18 protein-coding genes are annotated in these 21,047 nt (G+C 62.8%); 7 read left to right on the top strand and 11 right to left on the bottom strand.

What is annotated here, in order from left to right; genetic code table 11:
* Positions 1–23: 23 nt before the first annotated feature.
* A complete protein-coding gene (locus AC1DWA_RS18685) occupies positions 24–1,469 on the bottom strand; it encodes an NAD-dependent succinate-semialdehyde dehydrogenase (protein WP_477847489.1) in 1,446 nt (481 codons plus the stop codon).
* Position 1,470: 1 nt separating this feature from the next.
* Complete coding sequence (gabT, locus tag AC1DWA_RS18680; RefSeq protein ID WP_007727077.1) at positions 1,471–2,835, bottom strand: 4-aminobutyrate--2-oxoglutarate transaminase; 1,365 nt, start codon at positions 2,833–2,835, stop codon at positions 1,471–1,473.
* A 128-nt stretch (positions 2,836–2,963) separates the two neighbouring features.
* Between gabT and AC1DWA_RS18675 the strand changes: the two genes are divergently transcribed.
* On the top strand, positions 2,964–4,481 hold the full coding sequence (locus AC1DWA_RS18675; RefSeq protein ID WP_019746725.1) for a PucR family transcriptional regulator: 1,518 nt from the start codon (positions 2,964–2,966) through the stop codon (positions 4,479–4,481).
* Here AC1DWA_RS18675 and AC1DWA_RS18670 read toward each other — a convergent pair.
* The 4 genes from AC1DWA_RS18670 to AC1DWA_RS18655 all read right to left on the bottom strand — a co-directional run bounded on the left by AC1DWA_RS18670 (position 4,458) and on the right by AC1DWA_RS18655 (position 11,136).
* Positions 4,458–7,709 carry an NAD-glutamate dehydrogenase domain-containing protein gene (locus AC1DWA_RS18670; RefSeq protein ID WP_477847486.1) on the bottom strand — a complete coding sequence of 1,084 codons (3,252 nt, stop codon included), beginning with the start codon at positions 7,707–7,709 and terminating at the stop codon, positions 4,458–4,460. The two genes, AC1DWA_RS18675 and AC1DWA_RS18670, sit on opposite strands and share 24 nt — an antisense overlap.
* Before the next feature lie 127 nt (positions 7,710–7,836).
* A complete protein-coding gene (locus AC1DWA_RS18665; protein ID WP_097387941.1) occupies positions 7,837–9,525 on the bottom strand; it encodes a flavin monoamine oxidase family protein in 1,689 nt (562 codons plus the stop codon).
* Positions 9,522–10,367 (bottom strand): carbon-nitrogen hydrolase family protein, encoded by an 846-nt coding sequence (locus AC1DWA_RS18660; protein ID WP_021342734.1) that lies wholly within the window; start codon positions 10,365–10,367, stop codon positions 9,522–9,524. The genes AC1DWA_RS18665 and AC1DWA_RS18660 overlap by 4 nt, the downstream gene beginning before the upstream one ends.
* Before the next feature lie 133 nt (positions 10,368–10,500).
* Positions 10,501–11,136 (bottom strand): helix-turn-helix domain-containing protein, encoded by a 636-nt coding sequence (locus AC1DWA_RS18655; RefSeq protein WP_020968310.1) that lies wholly within the window; start codon positions 11,134–11,136, stop codon positions 10,501–10,503.
* 146 nt (positions 11,137–11,282) lie between these two features.
* Between AC1DWA_RS18655 and speB the strand changes: the two genes are divergently transcribed.
* On the top strand, positions 11,283–12,239 hold the full coding sequence (gene speB / locus AC1DWA_RS18650; RefSeq protein ID WP_003941134.1) for an agmatinase: 957 nt from the start codon (positions 11,283–11,285) through the stop codon (positions 12,237–12,239).
* On the opposite strand, the gene AC1DWA_RS18645 is transcribed toward speB, so the two are convergent.
* Positions 12,203–12,877 (bottom strand): class I SAM-dependent methyltransferase, encoded by a 675-nt coding sequence (locus tag AC1DWA_RS18645; protein ID WP_030534841.1) that lies wholly within the window; start codon positions 12,875–12,877, stop codon positions 12,203–12,205. The genes speB and AC1DWA_RS18645 overlap by 37 nt on opposite strands.
* A gap of 111 nt (positions 12,878–12,988) precedes the next feature.
* Here AC1DWA_RS18645 and AC1DWA_RS18640 point away from each other — a divergent pair, with 111 nt between their 5' ends.
* Together AC1DWA_RS18640 and AC1DWA_RS18635 are read left to right on the top strand one after the other, a co-directional pair.
* Positions 12,989–13,426, top strand: coding sequence for a hypothetical protein (locus AC1DWA_RS18640; RefSeq protein WP_030534842.1), 438 nt, complete (start codon positions 12,989–12,991; stop codon positions 13,424–13,426).
* Positions 13,427–13,594: 168 nt separating this feature from the next.
* The gene (locus AC1DWA_RS18635) at positions 13,595–15,196 is read left to right on the top strand and encodes an ABC transporter substrate-binding protein (RefSeq protein ID WP_029254380.1); all 1,602 of its coding nucleotides are present in this window, start codon (positions 13,595–13,597) and stop codon (positions 15,194–15,196) included.
* A gap of 40 nt (positions 15,197–15,236) precedes the next feature.
* Here AC1DWA_RS18635 and AC1DWA_RS18630 read toward each other — a convergent pair whose 3' ends face one another.
* The 3 genes from AC1DWA_RS18630 to AC1DWA_RS18620 form a co-directional block, all read right to left on the bottom strand.
* Positions 15,237–15,617, bottom strand: a complete 381-nt coding sequence (locus tag AC1DWA_RS18630) for a 6-carboxytetrahydropterin synthase (protein WP_477847481.1) — start codon at positions 15,615–15,617, stop codon at positions 15,237–15,239.
* Between the two features lie 35 nt (positions 15,618–15,652).
* A complete protein-coding gene (locus tag AC1DWA_RS18625) occupies positions 15,653–16,018 on the bottom strand; it encodes a metal-sensitive transcriptional regulator (protein WP_020968305.1) in 366 nt (121 codons plus the stop codon).
* Between the two features lie 198 nt (positions 16,019–16,216).
* Positions 16,217–17,023: a hypothetical protein gene (locus tag AC1DWA_RS18620; RefSeq protein WP_477847479.1), complete on the bottom strand. Its 807-nt coding sequence runs from the start codon at positions 17,021–17,023 to the stop codon at positions 16,217–16,219.
* A 251-nt stretch (positions 17,024–17,274) separates the two neighbouring features.
* On the opposite strand from AC1DWA_RS18620, the gene AC1DWA_RS18615 reads away from it, so the two are divergent.
* Genes AC1DWA_RS18615 through AC1DWA_RS18605 form a run of 3 tightly spaced genes read left to right on the top strand, consistent with a single transcriptional unit; the run spans position 17,275 to position 20,495 of the window.
* Positions 17,275–18,711 carry an MFS transporter gene (locus AC1DWA_RS18615; protein ID WP_477916902.1) on the top strand — a complete coding sequence of 479 codons (1,437 nt, stop codon included), beginning with the start codon at positions 17,275–17,277 and terminating at the stop codon, positions 18,709–18,711.
* Positions 18,662–19,189: a carboxymuconolactone decarboxylase family protein gene (locus AC1DWA_RS18610; protein WP_021333740.1), complete on the top strand. Its 528-nt coding sequence runs from the start codon at positions 18,662–18,664 to the stop codon at positions 19,187–19,189. Before AC1DWA_RS18615 ends, AC1DWA_RS18610 begins: the two co-directional genes overlap by 50 nt.
* A complete protein-coding gene (locus AC1DWA_RS18605; RefSeq protein ID WP_198586322.1) occupies positions 19,173–20,495 on the top strand; it encodes an MFS transporter in 1,323 nt (440 codons plus the stop codon). Before AC1DWA_RS18610 ends, AC1DWA_RS18605 begins: the two co-directional genes overlap by 17 nt.
* Before the next feature lie 79 nt (positions 20,496–20,574).
* Here AC1DWA_RS18605 and AC1DWA_RS18600 read toward each other — a convergent pair whose 3' ends face one another.
* Positions 20,575–20,853, bottom strand: coding sequence for a YHS domain-containing protein (locus AC1DWA_RS18600; protein ID WP_020968300.1), 279 nt, complete (start codon positions 20,851–20,853; stop codon positions 20,575–20,577).
* Positions 20,854–21,047 lie beyond the last annotated feature (194 nt).

The following is a 21,047-nucleotide window of genomic DNA, read 5'->3' as shown; positions in this document are numbered from 1 at the left end:
GGTTAATAAAGGCGCACAGCAAGTTAGAGCGCTACGTACTTGGTATCGAGATACTCGTCGATACCCTCGGTTCCGCCTTCACGGCCGAAGCCCGATTCCTTCACGCCACCGAACGGCGCCGCAGCATCGGAGATCGCGCCGCGATTGACGCCGACCATGCCGGTGTCCAGCTTGGCCGAGACGCGCATCGCCCGGTCGATGTCGCGGGTGTAGAAGTACGCCACGAGGCCGTACTCGGTGTTGTTCGCAGCCGCGATCGCTTCGTCTTCGGTGTCGAAACCGACCACTGCCGCAACGGGTCCGAAGATCTCTTCCTTCAGCAGGCGCGCATCGGCGGGCACCTGATCCAGAACGGTTGGGGTGAAGAAGAAGCCGGCTCCTTCGGGCGCCGATCCACCGGTGCGAACGCGAGCGCCCTTGGACACGGCGTCGTCGACGAGTCCGGTGACGGTTGCGAGCTGCTTGGTGTTGATCAGCGGGCCGATGTTGGTGCCCTCGGCGTCACCGGCGCCCACCTTCAAGGCCGCAACCTTGGCGGTGAACTTGTCGGTGAACTCCTCGCGCACCGAGTTGGCGACGTAGATGCGGTTGGCCGCGGTGCAGGCCTCGCCGCCGTTACGCATCTTCGCGAGCATTGCGCCGTCGACAGCTGCGTCGATGTCGGCGTCGTCGAAGACGATGAACGGCGCATTGCCACCGAGTTCCATCGACGTGCGGAGCAGCTTGTCAGCAGCACCCCGCACCAACAGCTTTCCGACGCCCGTGGAGCCGGTGAAGGTGACCTTGCGCAGACGCGCATCTTCCATCAGCGGTCCACTGATGGAGGCCGCGTCGGACGTCGGGAGGATCGAGAGCACACCGTCGGGCAGACCGGCATCGGCGAACACCTGACCGAGGAGCTGCATGGTCAGCGGCGTGTCCTCGGCGGGCTTGACGATGATGGTGCAACCGGCAGCCAGCGCCGGTCCGATCTTGCGTGTGCCCATGGCGAGCGGGAAGTTCCACGGGGTGATCGCAAGGACCGGTCCGACGGCTTCCTTGGTGACCAGGATGCGACCGTTGCCGGCCGGAGCCTGCGTGAAACGTCCGCCGATGCGTACTGCTTCCTCGCTGAACCAGCGCAGGAATTCGCCGCCGTAGTTGACCTCACCGCGGCTCTCTGCCAACGACTTACCCATTTCCAGGGTCATCATCAGCGCGAAGTCCTCGGCGCGGGCGTGCAGCAATTCGAAGGCGGTGCGCAGGATCTCGCCGCGTACACGTGCCGGCGTGGCCGCCCAGTCTTCCTGCGCCGCAGCGGCGAGGTCGAGCGCACGGATACCGTCGGCAGCGGCGGCGTCGGCTACCTGGGCGAGTTCCTCACCCGTTGCCGGGTTGTAGACCGCAAAGGTCTTCTCGGCCGGGACGAGCTTGCCGCCGAGCCAGAGACCCTTGGGTACCGAGTCGAGAAGATCCGAGACGTTGGACATGTCAGTTCCCCTGTGCTGCAGTGCGAATAGCGGTCTCGAGGACGGTCAACGCGTCGTCGAGCAGCTCTTCGGAGATGACCAGCGGCGGGAGCAGACGGATGACGTTGCCGTAGGTACCGCAGGTGAGGATCACGACGCCGGCAGCGAGGCATTCGGCGGCGATCTTCTTGGTGATATCGGCGTCCGGCTCCTGCCCACCGGGCTTGACCAGCTCGATGGCGAGCATGGCGCCGCGACCGCGAACGTCACCGATGACGTCGAGTTCCTTTGCCAGTGCGTTCATTCGGCCGACGACGGTCGACTCGATGGTGCGTGCGCGGCCACAGAGGTCGAGCTCGCGCATCTGGTCGATGGACGCCAATGCAGCGGCGCAGGCGACTGGGTTACCGCCGTAGGTGCCACCGAGGCCGCCGGGGTGGACGGCGTCGATGAGCTCGGCGCGGCCCGTGACAGCGGCGAGCGGCATGCCGCCTGCGATGCCCTTGGCGAGAGTGACCAGGTCGGGGACGATGCCCTCGTGATCGCTGGCGAACCAGGCGCCGGTACGAGCGAAGCCTGCCTGAACCTCGTCGGCGATGAAGACGACGCCGTTCTCCTTGGCCCACGCGACGAGCGTCGGGAGGAATCCTTCTGCGGGAACGATGAATCCGCCCTCGCCCTGAATGGGCTCGATGAGGATGGCGGCCGTGTTGGCAGCACCGACCTGCTTCTCGATCATCGTGATGGCGCGCTGTGCGGCCTGCTCACCCGTGATCTTGGAGCCGTCGACGTTGAGGCCCTCGCGGTACGGGTAGGACATCGGGACGCGGTAGACCTCGGGGGCGAACGGACCGAAGCCGCTCTTGTACGGCATGGACTTCGATGTCAGTGCCATCGTGAGGTTGGTGCGGCCGTGGTACGCGTGGTCGAAGACGACGACTGCGTCGCGACCGGTTGCGTGACGGGCGATCTTGACGGCGTTCTCGACGGCTTCTGCGCCGGAGTTGAACAGCACGGAACGCTTCTCGTGGTCACCGGGGGTGAGCTCGGCGAGACGCTCGGCGACCTCGACGTAGCCCTCGTACGGAGCGACCATGAAACAGGTGTGGGTGAAGTGCGCGACCTGATCCTGAACTGCGGACACGACGGCCGGGTTGGAAGCACCGACGCTGGTCACCGCGATACCGGCACCGAGGTCGATCAGCGAGTTGCCGTCGACGTCGACGATGACTCCGCCGTCTGCGTCGGCGACGTAGACCGGGAGGGTGGATGCGACGCCGGCGCCGACGACCTTCTTACGGCGTTCGGCGAGCGCAGCCGAGCGCGGGCCCGGGAACTCCGTGACGATGCGACGCTCCTGCGGAAGCCGGTATTCGATTGCACTCATGTGACCACCCTCTCGGTTGTGTATTGCATTCGAGTATGCGACGCGCGAAGCATCGCAAGCACTGCCGAAATGGATACCCGAAGCTCCAGGGCTACTCCATATCGGCAACGACAGCTAGCCTTGATCAGGTGACGGTTCCGATCTCGTGGCTCTTGCGCCAGAAACACCTCTCGCTGGCTCTGCTCACCGACCGAGCAGCCGCCACCCACCCCGTCACGTTTGCGCAGGCCACAGAGCTGACGGACCCCACCCCGTGGCTTTCCGGCGGCGAATTGGTGCTCACCACCGGGCTGGCACTGGTGGGCGCGGACGCCACCGACTACAGCGAGTACATCGACCGTCTGGCCGCCGCAGAAGTATCGGCTCTGGGTTTCGGGACCGGCCTTTCCCACGAGAGTGTGCCCGCAGACCTGATTGCCGCCGCCCGCAGTCGCGGGCTCCCCCTGCTGGAAGTGCCGTTCACGACCCCGTTCGCGGCGGTCACGCGCGCGGTGATGACCCGTCTGAGCCAGCAGGAATACGAATCGGTACTCCGCGCGGCAGAAGTACAGACACGCATCACCCGCGTTGCGCTGCGCGGAGGCGTGTCTGCCATCGTGCGTGAACTGGCCACGGCCACAAAAACTTCGGTGGCGTTTGTCGGAGATCGGATCACCGCGGTGCATCCGGCAAACCAGAAGTCGTTGATCACCGAGGTTCGCGCGGTCGCGGCGACCACCCGCGATCCCAACGCTCCGGCGTCGATCTCGCAGAGCACACCCGAACGGACGCTGACACTGTCCCCCGTCGGCGTCACCGACAGCTGGCACGGCTACCTCGCAATGGCGGGCGCCGGGCCCCTGAGCAATATCGACAGAGTGTTGCTCGGGCATGCGGTCTCGCTGCTCACTCTCGAACTCGAGAAACCGGTTCGACTACGGGCCGAGCGAACTCGACTCAACGCCATGGCTTTCGGGCTCTTACTCGACGGCCGAATCCCCGAGGACGGTGTGCCGTCGTACTTGGACGAAGCGAGCGACACGCACGGCAATGTCCGTGTCGTCCACGTTCGCGGATCCGGACTCGGCCCTGTTCTTCGCGAACTCGACAACGCTCTCGCGCGAGCAGGCCGGCCGTTGTTCGCGCAATCCGAGGACGGTTCGCTGACCGTCCTCCTTCGCGGAACCGACACAATCGACACTGCCAAAACACTACTGGCGCAGCTCTCCCCCACCGAGGCGAAGACGGTGCGTGCCGGAATCAGCACCCCTCACCGTCTTCTGGACGCACCGCGCGCTCTCGTCCAGGCCCGCGCCGCGGCCAATCTCACGACGGCCACTGCCCGCATTCTCGAGTTCGACGCTCTGAGTGGTTCGACGATTCTGGCATCCGAGCCTGCCCGTGAGGCACTGATCGCAATGGCTGCGGACACCATCCCGGTGCTGACCGAACACGACCAGGCACACGGGACCGCACTGGTCGCGTCTTTGCGCGCCTATCTCGAGGCGAACGGCCAATGGGAATCGGCCGCAGCCGAACTCGGTGTTCATCGGCACACCCTCCGAGGTCGCATCGCACGCATCGAGGAACTGCTGCAATGCGACCTCGGACAGGCCAGGGTCAGAGCCGAACTGCTGCTATCGCTACTCGCCTGGGAGGGTCGCTGAACGCTCCGCGGCGTGTACCGAAGCGAAACTGGACGCACCGCGAACGAGTAGTTCGAGTTCGGTGTCGACCGTGCAGAGACGGGCGGTGTCCAGCGCTCCACTGCGGCTCACGCTCGACATCAAGGCCGTGAACCGGCGCACCGCTTGCGGATTGGCGGCGGTCCACAACTCGACGACCTCCGGAATACCTTCACCGAGCGCTCCGGACACGAGGTCCGCGAAACGCGCCGTCAACCTGGCGTGGACGGCAGCGCTGCCCATGACCTCCCAATGCGAGGCACCGACGGCAACGTCGACGCCCCCGAGAACGTCGCCCAGATCGAGGGTGTCGGAGAGTTCCCGGTAGATCGCAGCCGCGGCCTGAACCGTCGTATTCTCCTGCAACGCAATGTCAGCCAGGGCGAGCGCCCCGAAAGACGCCTCGATGCGGTCGCTGGCCGACAGCCCTTCGGTGAGAGCCCGCACCGGCGCGGCCCATCGATCGATGTCGGCTCGCGGGTTCACGGTGAACCGGCCGGCTGCTCCCGGACGACGCAACACCCAGCTCATCTCGGATTCCAACAACTGCTGCAAGCGATCGAGAGCCTGCAACTGCTCGGTGGCGCGCAGCTCAGAGTTCAAGATCTCGCGCCGAAGTTCCTCGGTGCCGAGCACTTCGCTGACCACTGCGTAGGCCAGAGCCGCTTCCGGACTGTGGACTCCGAGGTGTTCCTCCAGCCGGAACAGCACGCCGGGGCCGACGCGGTTGACCAGTTCGTCGACCACCGAGGTGATGATGATGTCGCGGCCCAACCGATGTGCGCGGATCGCGTCCGGTGCTGCCTCGACGACGGAGAGCGGGAAGTACTGCGGGAGACGATCGGCGAAGATCTGATTGTCCGGGACGGTCGACGCCCCCAATTCCGCCGTCAGCACGTTCTTCGACTGCGCCACCAGCACAGCAAGTTCCGGACGGAGTAGGCCCTGCCCGGCTCGCGCCCTGACCGCCAGCGCCTTGGCGTCCGGCAATGATTCTTCGAGGCGCTTCATCGCGCCCGCCGAGACCAGGTTCTCGATCAACCGTTCGTGCTGATCGAGTAGGGCGGGAGCGCGGTGCTCGGCCAGGCTGATCGCGAGGGTCTGATCTTCACTGGCCTCGAGTACCGATGCGGCTACCTCGTCCTGGGCCGCCGCGAGTAGTTCATTGCGCGAGGTCGCGTCCAACTCTGCGAGTGCGATCTTGATGTTGACCTCACGGTCCGAGGTAGCCACGCCTGCCGCGTTGTCGATGAAGTCGGCGTTGATTCGTCCTCCGCCAGCGGCATATTCGATGCGGGCACGCTGGGTGAAACCCAGGTTGCCGCCCTCACCCACCACGGTTGCACGCAACTCGTCAGCGCTGACGCGAACTGCGTCGTTGGACGGATCGGCCGCGTCGACGTTGCTTTCGGTCGACGCCTTCACGTAGGTACCGACGCCGCCATTCCACAACAGGTCCACCGGAGCGCACAGGATCGCTCGGATCAGTTCCTGCGGAGTCAGCCTCTCCTCGGCGATACCGAGGACCTGACGCGCCTCGAGCGGAAGGCGGATCGACTTAGCGCTACGCGGCCAGACGCCACCACCAGGCGACATCACGGTGCGGTCGAAGTCGTCCCAGGACGAGCGCGGCACGGTGAAGAGGCGAGCGCGTTCGGCAAACGTCGTCTCGGTGTCGGGGTTCGGGTCGATGAAGATGTGGCGGTGATCGAATGCCGCGACCAAACGGATCTTGTGCGAGAGCAACATTCCGTTACCGAACACATCGCCGGACATGTCACCGATGCCCGCGACGGTGAACGGATCGGTGTCGACGTCGAGGTCGCGCTCGGCGAAGTGGCGTCGAACCGCTACCCAGGCGCCGCGAGCGGTGATGCCCATCGCCTTGTGGTCGTAGCCGGCCGAACCGCCGGAAGCAAAAGCGTCGCCGAGCCAGAAACCACGCTCGACGGCGATGCCGTTCGCGACGTCGGAGAACCGTGCGGTCCCCTTGTCCGCCGCCACGACGAGGTAGGAGTCTTCACCGTCGTACTCGATTACTTCTGCCGGGTGCACCGCTGCGCCGTCGACGATGTTGTCCACCACGTCCAGCAAGCCGCGGATGAAGGTGCTGTACGACTCCTGCACCTGCGCCGGGGTCGGTGACGACGTGCCCCGAACCACGAACGCACCCTTGGCTCCCGAGGGAACGATCGGCGAATTCTTCACGCTCTGGGTCTTCATCAGACTCAGAGCCTCGGTGCGGAAGTCCTCGTATCGATCCGACCAACGCAGGCCACCACGGGCGACGGAGGAGCTACGCAGATGCACGCCTTCGACATTGGGTGCGCTGACGTAGATCTCGCGGAAAGGAACTGTCTTCTGCGGGGTGGAGAGCAACTGCGAGTCGATCTTGAACGACGCGTACGGCAGCGGTTCGCCGGCCTCACCGCGCAGGTACCAGTTGGTGCGCAGAGTCGCCTGCAAGAATGAACGCACACCGCGCAAGACGCGATCCTCGTCGAGAGTGTCTGCACCGTCGACTGATTCGTCGATGGCCGCCGCCGCGGTGGCCACGGCCGTCTCACGCGAACCTGCTACTGCGGGATCGAAACGCGCGGTGAAGAGTTCGATTGCCTGCCGTACGAAGAGCGGCTTCGCTGCCAACACTCCGACGATGTAGCTCTCGGACAACCCGATACGAGCCTGAGCGAGGAAACGGCACGCAGCGCGCAGCAACTCTGCGTCGCGCCACGTGATGTCTGCTCGTCCGATCAGACTGGAGAATGCGTCCATACGGGTCTGTCCGGCGATGACGGCTTCGAAGGCGTCCGCCATCTTCTCGAGCGCACTGCCGTCGAAGGTGCTCGGCTCGAAGGTGAAGTAGTGTGCCGAACCCAGAACGGTCGGAAGCGGGCGGTGCGTCGAAACTCGGAGTCCGAGGGACTCGAAGTTCTCGCACAGATCGGAGAGGGAGGGTTCTCCGGACGGCCACAGCACCACACAGGTCAGATCGTCACTGTTCAGGGCATCGCTGTTCAAGTCGTCGCTGTTCAAGTCGTCGCTGTTCAAGTCGTCGCTGTTCAAGTCGTCGCCCTGACGGAAGACGAGTCGCTGGCCCGCTGCTGCCAATTCGGCGACCAGTTCGAGCGCCGGGTCACCGGATCGATCACCGCCCGCGGGTCTCGATTCTGCAGCTGCGGTCTTGGTCGCCGATGATGTGCTCGCCATTGAACACCCTCCTGGAAATTATTGGATCCGAACACTTTCCAGTGTTGCGTGGATCACCGGAAAGAGGTCGTGCCCGATAGGAGTACCAACCCCCATCGGGCACGACATTTCGGCAGTTGCGGTGAGCTCAGTCGCCCAACCTGATCGGAGCGAGCTCCTCGAACACGTCGCCGGGTCCGGGATTCTCGGTAGGCGCAGCGCCGCCGAGATGGTTGACGACGCCCCATACCGCGTTGATCGCGGTCTGGATCGCGCCCTCGGCCCAGCCGGCAGTCCACGACACGTCGTCACCGGCGAGGAAGATTCCCCGATGACGCGGTTCGAGATCATTCTGCACGAAGTGAGAGAACAGGCGCTCCTGGTACCGGTAGTGCCCCGGAAGGTTCGCCTTGAACGCACCCATGAAGTCGCGCTCGGTTTCCCACGACAGCGTCACCGGGCTCGAGATGATGTGGCTGCGGAAGTCCACGCCTGGGTAGATCTCTTCGAGCGACCGCAGCATGATGTTCATGCGCTCGGTGGCGTCGAGCGCCAGCAGCTTCAGCGAATCGTCCGACCAGGTGTACGACAAGCAGATCAGGCCTGGCTTGCCCTCGCCCTGATCGAGCAGGTAGGTGCCGCGACTCATACGGTCGGTCAGTGTCATCGACACCGAATCACGGCCGGTCACGGGATCCTTGTCCTTCCAGAACGGGCGGTCGACGAGAACGAACACCTTGGTCGAACCCATGTAGTGAGTTCGCTCGATCGCAGTCCAGTGGTCGATCGGGAACAGATCGTCGTCACACCTGATGTTATTCAGCAGCATCCAACTCTGCACTGTCACAACGGCACTCGCATACGTGCGAATGAAACCTCCGGAGTCCGTCACCGTGATGTTGCCTGGCTCGGTACGCCGGAGTTCGGTGACGCGGGGACGCGTCTCGCCGTCGTTGAGCGAAGCGACCGTCGTACCGGCAGGCCAATGCGCCATGTGCGCCGGGGCGCGGTTCCACAACCGCATCGGCAGCTGCTGCGATCCACCCACGATGCCGCGGTGGTCGTCGTCGGCGGCCGTGATGACCACACGAAGGATTTCGAGGATCGAGTTGGGGTAGTCGGTATCCCAACCACCCGTACCGAATCCGACCTGCCCGAACACTTCCCGCATGTGGAAGGACTTGAAGTGCTTCGACGCGGCGAGGAATCCGTAGAACGTCTGGTCGTCGTAGCGCACCACGAGGTCGTTCCAGATCCGCTTGATCTCTGCGGTGTCGCGGTCACGAATGGCCTGCTGCAACGGAATCAGATCGGCATGCTCTTCGAGAGTGCGCTGCCAGGCCTGCGCCACCTCGGTGTAAATCGGCGGCAGATCCTCGAGAGTGTGCGCGTAGTGGCTCTCACCCTTGAGATCGATGACGGTGCTCGGCGTGACCTCGGCAAGGGGATTCGGGAACTCCTCGGTCTGCAGACCCAGTTCGTTCAGATAGTGGAACAACGTCGTCGACGACGGTGGGAAACGCATTGCGCCCATCTCGGCGACAACCCCGGGGTGCCCGTCGAACTCGACCGACCGCATCCGGCCACCGATCTGATCAGCTTCGTAGACAATCGGTTTGAGACCGACCTTGAGCAACTCGTAGGCCGCGATCATGCCGGAGAGTCCACCACCGATCACGGCAACTTCTGTACCCAGTGCCAGATCGGGCACCGAGCCGAGTCCCGCCGGACTGGAAACGTAGTCGTCGTACGGGAACGGAAAATCCGGTCCGAACATCGTGAGGGGCGGCTGCTTGCCGGGTTCCGAGGAACTGTCCGGAGCTACTGGGATGGTCATCTACGGTTCTCCTTGGAGACAGTCGTGACAGAAAGGTCTGGATACAGATCGAGGCGTCGATCGTCGAGATGCGTGTTGAGGGTGCGCGATTGCGAGACGGTGGCGGCGGCGATATCCGCGAAGAGCAATTCCTGGCCGCCCCCGGCCCGCGCCAACTCGGCACCGTCGGGTGCGATGGCGCACGAGAGACCGCAGTAGGTCAGCTCGGTTTCGGCGCCGCAGCGATTGACGTAGGTGACAAACATCTGACTCTCGTATGCGCGGGCCGGAACCACTTGCTGCGCAATGTGTTCGTACGGAGTCATCAACCCCGTCGGCACGATGAGCCATTCGGTACCGGCGTCGGCATGGGCCCGAACCGCTTCGGGAAATTCCACGTCGTAGCAGATCAACAATCCGCAGCGGATGCCCTCGAAATCGAACCCGACCACCAGGGTCTCACCTGGCCGGAAATGTTCGCGGTCGAGCGTGCCGAACAGGTGTGTCTTGCGGTAGTGCGCAAGCGAAGTGCCATCGCGGTCCACCACCTGCACGCTGTTGTAGACGTCTCCCCCGTCGAGTTCGGGGTAGCCGTAGACGACGGCGATGCCTGCACTGCGAGCAATCTCGGCGACGGAATCGAAGATCGGGCCGTCGGCCGGTTCCGCGCGCAGCGACACCAGTTCGCCGATGTCGTAGCCGGTTGCGGACATCTCCGGCGTCAGCAGGATCTTCGCACCGGATGCCGCAGCCTCGCGGGCAGCGGTGTCGATTGCAGCGAGGTTGAACTCCACCGACGCAAAGGTGTCCGGGGTGGTGAGCGGACCTTGGAACAGGCCAACTCGAACTGAATCGACATGCATGGTGCGCTCCTTCAGGAGTTCCGTGACGCCAATTTTCGACGGTGTGTGTGACGGGGACAACTACCAGCGTGACGGGTGCCGCCAATCATGTCAACTCTTGTTTCCTAAGAATCAACATTCACGGATTCGTGTCTCACGAAGGCGACGCGCGTGGCCCTTCCGGCAATGCCGGATTCAAGACCCACAGAACCTTCGCCAGAACCGAGCCTTCGGCCTGAAAACTATGGTTGTGCGTCGGCGTGAATGTGAAGGAATCGCCCGCCGCAAGCACGACGTCTTCGGCATCGACGGCCTCACCGTTCGGATCCGTCCGACCGCCCTCGAACGAGACCCGCAAGCCGCCCTCCAGCACGTGCACGAAGTTCACGTCGATCGGCAGACTGTAGAACTCCTGACCACTTCCGCCGCCTGGTTCCAGCTCGCCGAGCAGCACCTGAATTCGACGCTCGTTGGTAGGCGTGAGCAGGTACTCCGTCATCTTTTCGCCACCGAAGCTGATTTGCGGCATGGCGTCGGCGCGGACTACTTCACCGGCGGACGCATTCTCGAACAGGGATCCGACGGGGATCTCGAGCACCGCGCACACCTTGATCAGGGTCGCCACCGACGCGTTGACGTGATCGCGCTCGAGTTTCGAGAGATACCCCTTCGTCACACCACAGGCCTCGGCCAGGTCGTCGAGGGTCAACCGCTTCGATTGACGTGCCGCCTTGAGCCTCGCCCCGATGCGCGGTCCGACCGGCTCGACCGCTTCCTTCGCCTTGGCCACTGAACCCACTCCTTCACGACCGCCGTGTCCCTTTCAGGAAACAGGGGTTGACAACCGAGCCTCTTGAAGAAACCATACTTGCTCAGAGAGCTACATCACTGAAGGGCGCCCGGTGTGCGCCGAATCGAGAGCAGGGACCTCTGCACATGGCTACCAACAACCCCGGATCGTTCATCGGACCCGTCGACGCCACGCGCGTCCCCCGCTACGCCGAGCCAACCACTTTTGCGCGTCTGCCGCGCCTCGATGAGGTCTCGCGCGCCGACGTGACAATCCTCGGCATCCCCTTCGATTCGGGTGTCAGCTACCGACCCGGCGCTCGGTTCGGTCCGGGGCACATCCGCGCTGCGTCGAAGCTGCTGCGTCCGTACAACCCCGCGCTGAAGGTCTCGCCCTTCGCCAACCAGCAGGTAGCCGATTTCGGCGACATCGGCGTCAACCCCTTCGACATTCAGGAAGCACTCACGACGGTTCAGTCCGCCGTCACCGACCTGCGCGCCGACGGTTCCTCCGTGCTCACGCTCGGCGGCGACCACACCATCGCACTTCCGATCCTGCGCTCACTGGCCCGCGATCACGGCCCGATCGCCGTCCTGCACTTCGACGCTCACCTCGACACCTGGGACACCTACTTCGGTCAGCCTTTCACCCACGGCACCCCCTTCCGCCGCGCCAGCGAAGAAGGCCTGATCGACATGGAGCGTTCGCAGCACATCGGTATCCGTGGACCGCTCTACAGCGAGAAAGACCTCGAAGACGACCGCGTCCTCGGCTTCCAGGTGATCCGCAGTGACGACTACGAGGTCGACGGCGTCGCCAGCATCGTCGAGCGCATGCGTAAGCGCCTCGACGGTGGCCCGGTGTACGTCTCCGTCGACATCGACGTGCTCGATCCCGCACACGCTCCGGGTACCGGAACACCCGAAGCGGGCGGCATGACCTCTCGCGAATTGTTGAACACACTGCGCGGGTTGGTGGGACTCAACGTGGTCGGCGCCGACATCGTCGAGGTAGCGCCGGCGTACGACCACGCCGAGATCACCGGTATCGCAGCGGCTCACGTCGCTTACGAGTTGCTGTCGGTGCTCGCACTCAATCGCTGAAGCAGCACAACGGTATCCGTGGTGTGATGCATCTCGGGGTTCGCGGGAAGATCACGTTCCCGCGACTCCGAGACCAACACCTTCCAACCATCGGTGAACAGCGACTCCACGTATTCGGGTGTATGCAGCATTGCCCGATGATGTTCGGTGGGCGACTCGTGGGGCGAGTGGCCCACGATCAGCAAATGCCCGCCCGGCGCGACCAGATCTCCGAGAGCACGGAACAATTCCCCGCGCGCGGGTTCGAGCATGTGGAAGAACTGCGCGGACACCAGATCGAACGATCGACCCTGCGGATCCCACTTCGTCAGGTCGGCTTCCAGCCATTCGATGTCGACGCCCTCGCCCTCGACGTGAGCCTGGGCGCGACTGAGCGCTACCGACGATATGTCGGTGCCGGTGACCTTCCACCCGCGACGTGCCAACCACAAAGCGTCGGCGCCTTCGCCGCAACCGACGTCGAGTGCAGTGCCCGGTTCGAGGTCGGAGGCTTCGGCAATCAACTGTGGGTTGGGATTTCCGCTCCAGCGCGCGGGACGTTCCTCGTACAGCGAGTTCCAGAACTGTGCGTCCGCCTTGGCGTACGGATTCTCGGCGGTTTCAGAGTTTTCGTGGTGATTGTGGTGTTCGTGGCTCATGCACCCAGGATGAACGACCTTCCACAACTCACGCAACCATCTTTGCCGAAACAGCAACTTCTCCATTTCGACGCTCTGCTAACGTCACGCTTCGTGGCAGGTGGATTTCCCGTGTTTCGTCTCTACTGCAACTCAGAGGGCTCACACGTTTTGTGTTGTGCGCATTTCCCCGAGTTCAGCGGTTCGAACGCGGACGAAGAGTTCACCACTCAGCAGAGTTTCGACCGCGCAGTCGAGAAGATGCTGCGCGAGGCGTCCTTCGAACCGACAACCCTGACGTTGGTGGGCGAGCAACAGGGATATCCAGTCGGAGACCACCTGTTCGATGCGACGGTTCCGCGAACCGGCAGAGTCTCCTTTGCCTTTCAAGAAGCCGGACCGCCGTGGATCGTTCTCGGCCTCGATGTTTCTTCTGAAAAATTCTGGTCCGAGATCGACGAAGACGAAGATCTCCTCGCCCTCGGCCCGATCTCTCCGTTGACGTCGGTCCCTGCCGTTGTACTCACTGCAACCGGGTGGCCACGGCAAAATGACCTCGACTCACCGTGACCTGAACTGGTTCATCACCCCGGTTCTCGTGAGATCGAACAAAAATCGGCATGATTTTCGTGAAGATCGACCGAGATGCCCGTCACGTCCTACGCCAAGATTTAGCGGTCACACTCGACCGCGCCCTCTCGAATTTCGCTCGGGCCCTGGCTCCTTCACGGAGGCACAATGAAACACCGCTCTTATCCGGCACTTGCAACGGCCGCGGGGCTCGCACTCGTGTTGTCGGCTTGCAGCTCGGGAGGCACGTCCTCGGGCTCCGACGGCGGTGAACCTCTGACAGACGGAACCTTCCGTTATGCGTTGCAAGCCGATCCGGGTGCACTCAACCCGATCATGTCCGGCTCCGCGGCAACCGCTGACATCTCGAGGCTGGCCTACGACTCCCTGGTCTACCAGGATCCGGACACCAGTGAATTCAAACCGTGGTTGGCAGAGAAATGGGAAGAGACGCCGACCTCCGCATCCTTCACCATCCGCGAGGGAGTGACCTGTACCGACGGGTCGACGCTGAACGCGCAGACCGTCGCGAACAACATCAACTTCGTGGCCGATCCGGCCAACGGTTCACAACAACGCGGCACTACGGTCCCCGTAGGCGCTTCGGCCACTGCCGATCCCGCGACCCGCACCATCACGGTCACCACTCCGGCGCCGAGCCCCTTCCTCCTCCTCACGGTCAGTCGCCTCCCGATCATGTGCGACGCCGGACTCGCGGACCCGACCGCCTCGAACAAGAAGTCTCTCGGTTCCGGGATGTTCGAAGTCACCGAAGTCGCCGCCAACGACCACTACACGTTCGAGCGTCGTGACGGCTACAACTGGGGCCCCGACGACACCACCTCCGACACACCAGGTGTCCCCAAGACCGTCATCGCTGTCATGGCACCCAATGTCAGCACCGCCGCAAACCAGCTTCTCTCCGGCGAACTTAACGCATCTCCGATCGCCGGTCCGGACAAGGACCGGATCGAAGCCGCCAATTTCGCCTCGATCAATCGCCCGATGCCGTCCGGTCAGATGTACTTCAACCAGATCGCGAACAATCCCACCAGCGATCCCGCCGTTCGCAAAGCACTCATCCAGGGAGTCAATCTCGACGATCTGGCAGAAGTTATCACTGCCGGCCAGGGCACCCGCGCAACAAGTCTCGTCGGTGTAGAGCCCCGCGCCTGCGTGTACGACTCCGTCACCGGCAACATTCCGGACTACGACGTCAGCGCAGCGAAGGCAACCTTGGACGCGGCCGGCTGGACCGCCGGGTCGGACGGAAAACGAAGCAAAGACGGAAACCCGTTGACACTCCGCCTCTTCTACGCAGGAGGCGAAGAGGCTCGCAGCGCAGCAGCCGAACTCGCTCAATCTGCATGGTCGGATCTCGGCGCAAACGTCGAGGTAACGGGAGCCGACCAGACCAAAGTTGTCGACGTCATGCTCAGCGGTAAAGACAACAATCAGTGGGACATCGCATGGATCCAGATCAACAATTCGATTCCCAGCGGGTTCACCCCGTTCTTCACCGGACCTGCTCCGGCAGCCGGTAAGAATTTCTCTTCGATCAACAACCCCGCCTACGAAGCAGCGGTGGCCAAGGCTTCCGGGTTGACCGGCGACGCAGCGTGCGCAGAGTGGGCAGACGCCGAGTCGCAGATCACCAAGACGGTGTCCGCGGTGCCGTTCGCGAATACGAACATGAGCTTCTACTTCAACAAGGCCGGGCTCGCATTCGGTAAGTCCTTCATCGGGTCTGCACTGCGTCTCTACCAGTAGTCCGATCGATCGATACCCTGTGGCAACGAGATATGTCAGATCAGTGCGATCTGACGTATCTCGTTGCCACACCTATCGTCTCGTTGTCCAGCTCGACGTAGGTCAGCTGAGGAATCGTGGACGCAAGTTCCGTGAAAGCCCATTTCGCAACGTTCTCGAATGACGGACGGAAATCGAAAATCTCCGGCCAGACACCGCTCGCCAATCGCTCGGCGCACCGATCGACAGACTCGTCGAGAGCGTCCGTGTCGACAAACCATCCACGTTCTCCGAGTTGGTCGTCCTCGAACGAGAACCCGACTCGCATCGTCACGCGAAATCCCTCGACGGGCATCAGCGGCGGCAAATTCTTTGCGTCCCGCACGGGTGCCGGAAACCCTTGCCTCACAGCGAATGTACGACGGATCTCGATGCTGAACATGACGACCACGGTATCAATGTTCGTCGAGCACAGTTCTACGAGCGAACGAGCCTCGCAATCGCGTCGGTCGCTTCCTTCACCTTTGCCTCCGCCTCGGGACCACCGTCAACGGCAGCTTTGACGACGCAGTGGCTGATGTGGTCCTCGAGCAGCCCCATGGCCACCGCGTGGAGAGCCTTGGTCATCGCCGAAACCTGCGTGAGAATGTCGATGCAGTACTTGTCCTCGTCGACCATGCGCTGCAGGCCGCGGGCTTGACCCTCGATGCGACGCAGGCGCCCTAGGTAGTCGTCCTTGGCGGTGATGTAGCCGTGGGAATCACCCGTGCAGCACACATCGCCGGTCGTATCATTGCCCGGGGCACTGCTTGGAGCGTTGCCCACTTCTGTCGCTTCCGACATTCGATGTCCTCCTGTTCGTCAACGCGTGACTTCGCAACAATTCTCGTTACCGGGGCGATGTGCGGATACTCTTCGAATTCCGTTGTCTTGCAGAGCAATCACTGCGCACATCGCCACGCATTTCGCTACTGCACGAACAGATGGGTGCATGGTGATCGCCCATGCCCGTTTTCCCGTTGCTGCGAAACTCATTCGGTCTCAGTGCCCGTGGTGCGAGTGGCTCGAGTGTTCGGCCCCAGGCGTGGTCGCATTGTCGGCAGTCAGAGTGAATTCCGCCGTACGCACCACTTCGCCATGTTTGAAGTCCAGGAACAACCGGTAGTCCTCAGCGCTCGGCATGTTGGCGTAGAAGGTGATTGCCGGTCCAGCCGGCGTGACACCGTCACCCGGATGACCATCCGGATGCACATGGAGATAGGCGAGGTCGGAGGCACGCAACGCGACCAGATGCCCGTACGCGGCAAGGTAGGGCTGCAAGTCTGTGACCGGGATTCCGTCACGACTGACCGAGAGCGTGAGCTTCGATGTCTGGCCGGCATGGGCCGCGCCTTCGAGAGAGACGGTATAGCCGTCGACCGTCGTGACGGCAGCAGCGGCGGGCAACGGCCGAGGATCATAGGACCCGGCGACGCGTGCATCCGCACTCAGCGTCATTCCGTCACCCCCGTCCGGGGTGAAGTCAGCGAAGACTCGGTAGTCTCCCGCGTGATCGAAATCGACTGACACACGCCAGTTTCCGTTCTCGTCCAATTCGGGATGCACGTGCTGGAATCCGGTCAGGTCCAGACCGACCACGATCAGATGCAACTGCTTGTCGTGGGTGTCGGTGTACCTGGTCAACGGAGTTCCAACCGAATCCAGGATCCGGAACTGCAAGGGGACATGGCTGCCGACGGCCGCCTCCGACGTTGCCAATTCCAGTGCGTAGCCGTTGCCGCTGAACATCTTGCCCTCCAAAGTTTGGGTCGGCAGCACTTCCGTTGCCGTCTGCGTCGGGTTCGACACTCCTTGAATTCGAACCTGTTGCAATTTGTACCATACCCCCCTAGGGTATGCAACGAACTACTCGAACACCATGAATTCACTCGAAGGAGATCCGATGCGCATCTACGCAGAGCGCCGGCCGAATGAGTTCCAAGAACAGCATTTCCCCGCGCACCTCAACGAAGCGCTGCGCCGATGTCGCCCAGGCTCGCTTTCGACACCCCCTGACCACACGAGCATCACCTATACCCCGTAGAGGTAAGGAACTCAGAATGTCCACACAACCGAAATCCACCCGTAAGTGGTGGGCGTTGGCGTTGATCGCCGCCGCTCAGTTCATGGTCATCATGGACACCTCGATCATCGGTGTCGCTCTCCCCCAGATGCAGAGCGATCTCGGCTTTTCCCAGGAAGGCCTGACCTGGGTCTTCAATGCGTACGTCATCGCATTCGGCGGGCTACTCCTCCTCGGCGGCCGCCTGTCCGACCTGTTCGGCGCCCGCAGAGTGTTCTCCGCTGGTTGGCTGATCCTGCTGATCGGTTCCGTTGTCGCCGGTGCCGCCGGTAACGTTGCCGTCGAACTTGCGGGCCGCGCCGTTCAGGGTGCCGGTGCCGCACTCATCGCACCATCGGCGCTCACCTTGCTGATGATGCTGTTCGGCAGCACGCAGAAAGAGATGACCAAGGCGCTGTCCATCTACGGCGCTGCCGCCCCGGCAGGCGGTACGGCCGGAGTGTTCCTCGGCGGCGTCATCACCGAATACACCAGCTGGCCTTGGGTGTTTTACCTCAACATTCCCATCGCCGTCATCGCGCTGATCGCTACTCCCCTCCTGATGCCGAACGCACCGGCACGTACCGGGTCGATCGACTTCCTCGGCGCACTCGCTGTCACCGCAGGTCTTGCTGTCGGAGTCTTCGGCATCGTCAGAGCACCTGATGTCGGATGGGGATCCGGGCAGACGTGGCTGGCGCTCGCCGTTTCGGCCGCTCTGTTGGGTGCATTCGTGTTGATCCAGTCCAAGCGTCGGGAACCTCTGGTGCGTCTGGGAATCTTCAAGGCGCCCAACCTCGGTGCCGCGAACATCGCTCAGCTCGTCCTCGGCGCTGCCTGGATACCGATGTGGTTCTTCCTGAACCTGTACCTGCAGCAAGTGCTCGGATACAGCGCCTTCCCGGCCGGTGCGGCGCTGCTGCCGATGACGATCTTCGTCATGCTCGGCATGGTCGTCGTGGCACCACGGGCCATGGCACGCTTCGGTGCAAAAGCGATGATCGTGACCGGATYGCTGGTACTGGGAATCGGTTTGGGTTGGATGTCGTTGATCCGGCCCACCGGCAACTTCTGGGTCGACGTACTGCCGGCGTCGCTCGTGGCTGCGGCAGGTATGACGCTGGCGTTCATTCCCTCACTCGGTACGGCGATTTCGGCTGCACGCCCGGAAGAGGGCGGATTGGCTTCCGGCATCGTCAACGTCAGCTACCAGGTCGGCTCGGCTGTCGGCCTCGCGGTGATGACCGCGATCGCAGCAGTGTTCGGCGCTGATCAACTCGGTGACCTGACGGAGTTGACGAACGGTTTCTCCGCCGTGTTCCTGGGGGGTTCGGCCGGCTGTCACCAGCCGAACCCACCACCGGCGGAACCACTTAGGACTCGTTATGTCGCGCCTTGCATCTCTCACACCCGCCACCGCTGTCGGTGCATCTAAAGACCTTCTCGCCGAACTCGTCAACCGTCATGGACAGGTCGGTGACATGGTCGCGGCGATGGCTCATTCGCCCGCCGTACTGGGTGGCTATCTGCAACTCAGCCGGGCAATGAAGCGAGCGAAACTGAGCCGCAAGATCACCGAGCGAATCTCGATCGCCGTGCAGGTCCAGCAAGGTTGCGCTGTTTGCCTCGAAGCCCACGTTGCCGCCGCGCACGCCAACGGCGTCGAGGCGGACGAGATCGAGCGTGCCCGCGCGGGCACGTCCGCCGATCCCGCAATCGCGGCAATGATCGACCTCGGACTTCGCGTCTATCGGGAGCCTGCCTCGATTTCAGACGAACACATCGCGGGCCTTCGAGCGCACGGCTACGGTGATCGCGAGATCGCTGACGTCGTCGGAATCGTCGCCCTCAATGTCCTGACCGGAGCTTTCAATCTTGTCGCGGGAGTGAAACCAGATGAACCGGACCGCTAGGACCGCACCGGAACGGAACAGCATGCGTCTGTTCTTGATTCGCGACTATCGCCTGCTCTTCAGCGCCCAGATCATCGCGCTGTTCGGCACCGGATTGGCGACGGTTGCGCTGGGTCTACTCGCCTACGAACTCGCTGGGCCGAGCGCCGGAGCTGTGCTGGCCACCGCGCTGACGATCAAGATGTCCCTGTACGTCGTGATCGCTCCACTCGCGGCGGCGTACGTCGACCGGTTGCCGAGACGGGGTTTCCTCGTTGCCCTCGACGCCCTTCGTGCAGCGGTCGTGATCGCATTGCCCTTCGTCAGCGAGATCTGGCACATCTACGTGCTGGTAGGCGTTCTCCAAGCTGCGTCGGCAGCGTTCACTCCCACGTTCCAAGCGGTCATCCCTGACATCGTGACCGACGAGGCCGATTTCACCCGCGCACTGTCTGCATCGCAGGTCGCTTACACTATGGAAAGCCTGCTCAGCCCTGTTCTTGCCGCAGTCGCACTGTCCTTCATGACATTCAACCTGTTGTTCGTCGCCACCTCCGTGGGCTTTGCGGTCTCGGCACTGCTCGTGCTGGCCACCCGAATCCCCAACGCTCGCCGGAGTACTCACCGCAAGGCGTGGGATCGGATCGCGTCGGGGGTGCGAATCTTCGTGACCACACCGCGACTGCGCGGCATCATGGCACTCAATCTCGTGGTGGCAGCAGCCGGTTCGATCGTCGTGGTCAACACCGTCAACTACGTCCGCGACGAGCTCGGTGGAACCCAATCCGACGTGGCGTGGATGCTTGCCGCGTCAGGCACCGGCACGTTGGTGACCGCGCTGCTTCTTCCACGCGTTCTCGACAGAACCGCTGAACGCACTGTGATGACAGCAGGTTCCGTTGTCCTGGTCGTCAGTGCCAGCGCGGCAGCAGCCCTCGCCGTGGCCGGTGTATTCACGTGGATGCTCACTGCCGCAGTGTGGGCACTCGTCGGCGCCGGGATGGCCATGATCGTCACGCCGACCGGAAAAGTACTTCGGCGCTCCGTCGAGCCCGCAGGTATACCGGAGGTATTCGCAGCCCAGTTCTCCCTGTCACACCTCGCCTGGCTTGTCACCTATCCGATCGCCGGATGGGTTGGTTCGAGCGCGGGATTTGCGGTCACCTGGAGCATCCTTGCAGCGCTTGCCGCAGTGGGAGCCGTTGCAGGATTTGCACTTTGGCCTCGGGAGACAGTTGCTGAATTGCCCGTACAAGCGACGTACGAAACCACGCGAGGCGAATGCACCTTGGCGGCCACCCAGTGCGCATGCGCTCGCACCGTCTGATGTCGACGGTCTGCCCGAACCCCGATTGGGCCTCAACGAAAGTGGTGGTGCAGCCATCGCCTGCACCACCACTTTTCACTCAGCTCACGTCAGCGTACTTCCGCGGATTTGCGTCGAATCGAGGACCACAACCCTTGCAGCAAAACCAGTACCGATTACCTTCGTAGTCACGGAACAGGCCTTCCGCTTCGGCACGCGCCTTTTCGATCACACTGCCGGGCATGACCCGACATTCGACGAGTTCACTACTGCCAGAGTTGAGTAGGTCTTTCCCACCGGTCGGCATCGCCGTACCGACAGTGCCTACAGCGCCATTGGCGTCGGCCTTCGGGGTATTTCCACAGCCACAACTACTCATTGGGATTCCTGTTCTTTTGCTGGACGGATGTGGCCCGGAAAGCGAGCCCGACACAACCACCAATATACCCCCTATAGGTATATTGAAGATAACTTGAAGGTCTGCGCGTACAGCATCTCGACACATAAACCATTGCAGGAGAACGAATAATGCGTCCCCAGTCTCGGATCACCTACAGCATCATGACACAAGAA

It is taken from the genome of Rhodococcus sp. P4_F3_2 (genome assembly GCF_056401335.1).
This window is presented reverse-complemented; position numbering and strand designations above follow the sequence as displayed.

Coding starts and splice junctions, on each gene's coding strand:
- AC1DWA_RS18630 (WP_477847481.1), bottom strand. CDS start 15,617: ATGTTCAGCATCGAGATCCGTCGTACATTCGCTGTGAGGCAAGGGTTT.
- AC1DWA_RS18600 (WP_020968300.1), bottom strand. CDS start 20,853: ATGAGTAGTTGTGGCTGTGGAAATACCCCGAAGGCCGACGCCAATGGC.
- AC1DWA_RS18660 (WP_021342734.1), bottom strand. CDS start 10,367: ATGCATGTCGATTCAGTTCGAGTTGGCCTGTTCCAAGGTCCGCTCACC.
- AC1DWA_RS18670 (WP_477847486.1), bottom strand. CDS start 7,709: ATGGCGAGCACATCATCGGCGACCAAGACCGCAGCTGCAGAATCGAGA.
- AC1DWA_RS18635 (WP_029254380.1), top strand. CDS start 13,595: ATGAAACACCGCTCTTATCCGGCACTTGCAACGGCCGCGGGGCTCGCA.
- AC1DWA_RS18645 (WP_030534841.1), bottom strand. CDS start 12,877: ATGAGCCACGAACACCACAATCACCACGAAAACTCTGAAACCGCCGAG.
- speB (WP_003941134.1), top strand. CDS start 11,283: ATGGCTACCAACAACCCCGGATCGTTCATCGGACCCGTCGACGCCACG.
- gabT (WP_007727077.1), bottom strand. CDS start 2,835: ATGAGTGCAATCGAATACCGGCTTCCGCAGGAGCGTCGCATCGTCACG.
- AC1DWA_RS18625 (WP_020968305.1), bottom strand. CDS start 16,018: ATGTCGGAAGCGACAGAAGTGGGCAACGCTCCAAGCAGTGCCCCGGGC.
- AC1DWA_RS18605 (WP_198586322.1), top strand. CDS start 19,173: ATGAACCGGACCGCTAGGACCGCACCGGAACGGAACAGCATGCGTCTG.
- AC1DWA_RS18665 (WP_097387941.1), bottom strand. CDS start 9,525: ATGACCATCCCAGTAGCTCCGGACAGTTCCTCGGAACCCGGCAAGCAG.
- AC1DWA_RS18610 (WP_021333740.1), top strand. CDS start 18,662: ATGTCGCGCCTTGCATCTCTCACACCCGCCACCGCTGTCGGTGCATCT.
- AC1DWA_RS18685 (WP_477847489.1), bottom strand. CDS start 1,469: ATGTCCAACGTCTCGGATCTTCTCGACTCGGTACCCAAGGGTCTCTGG.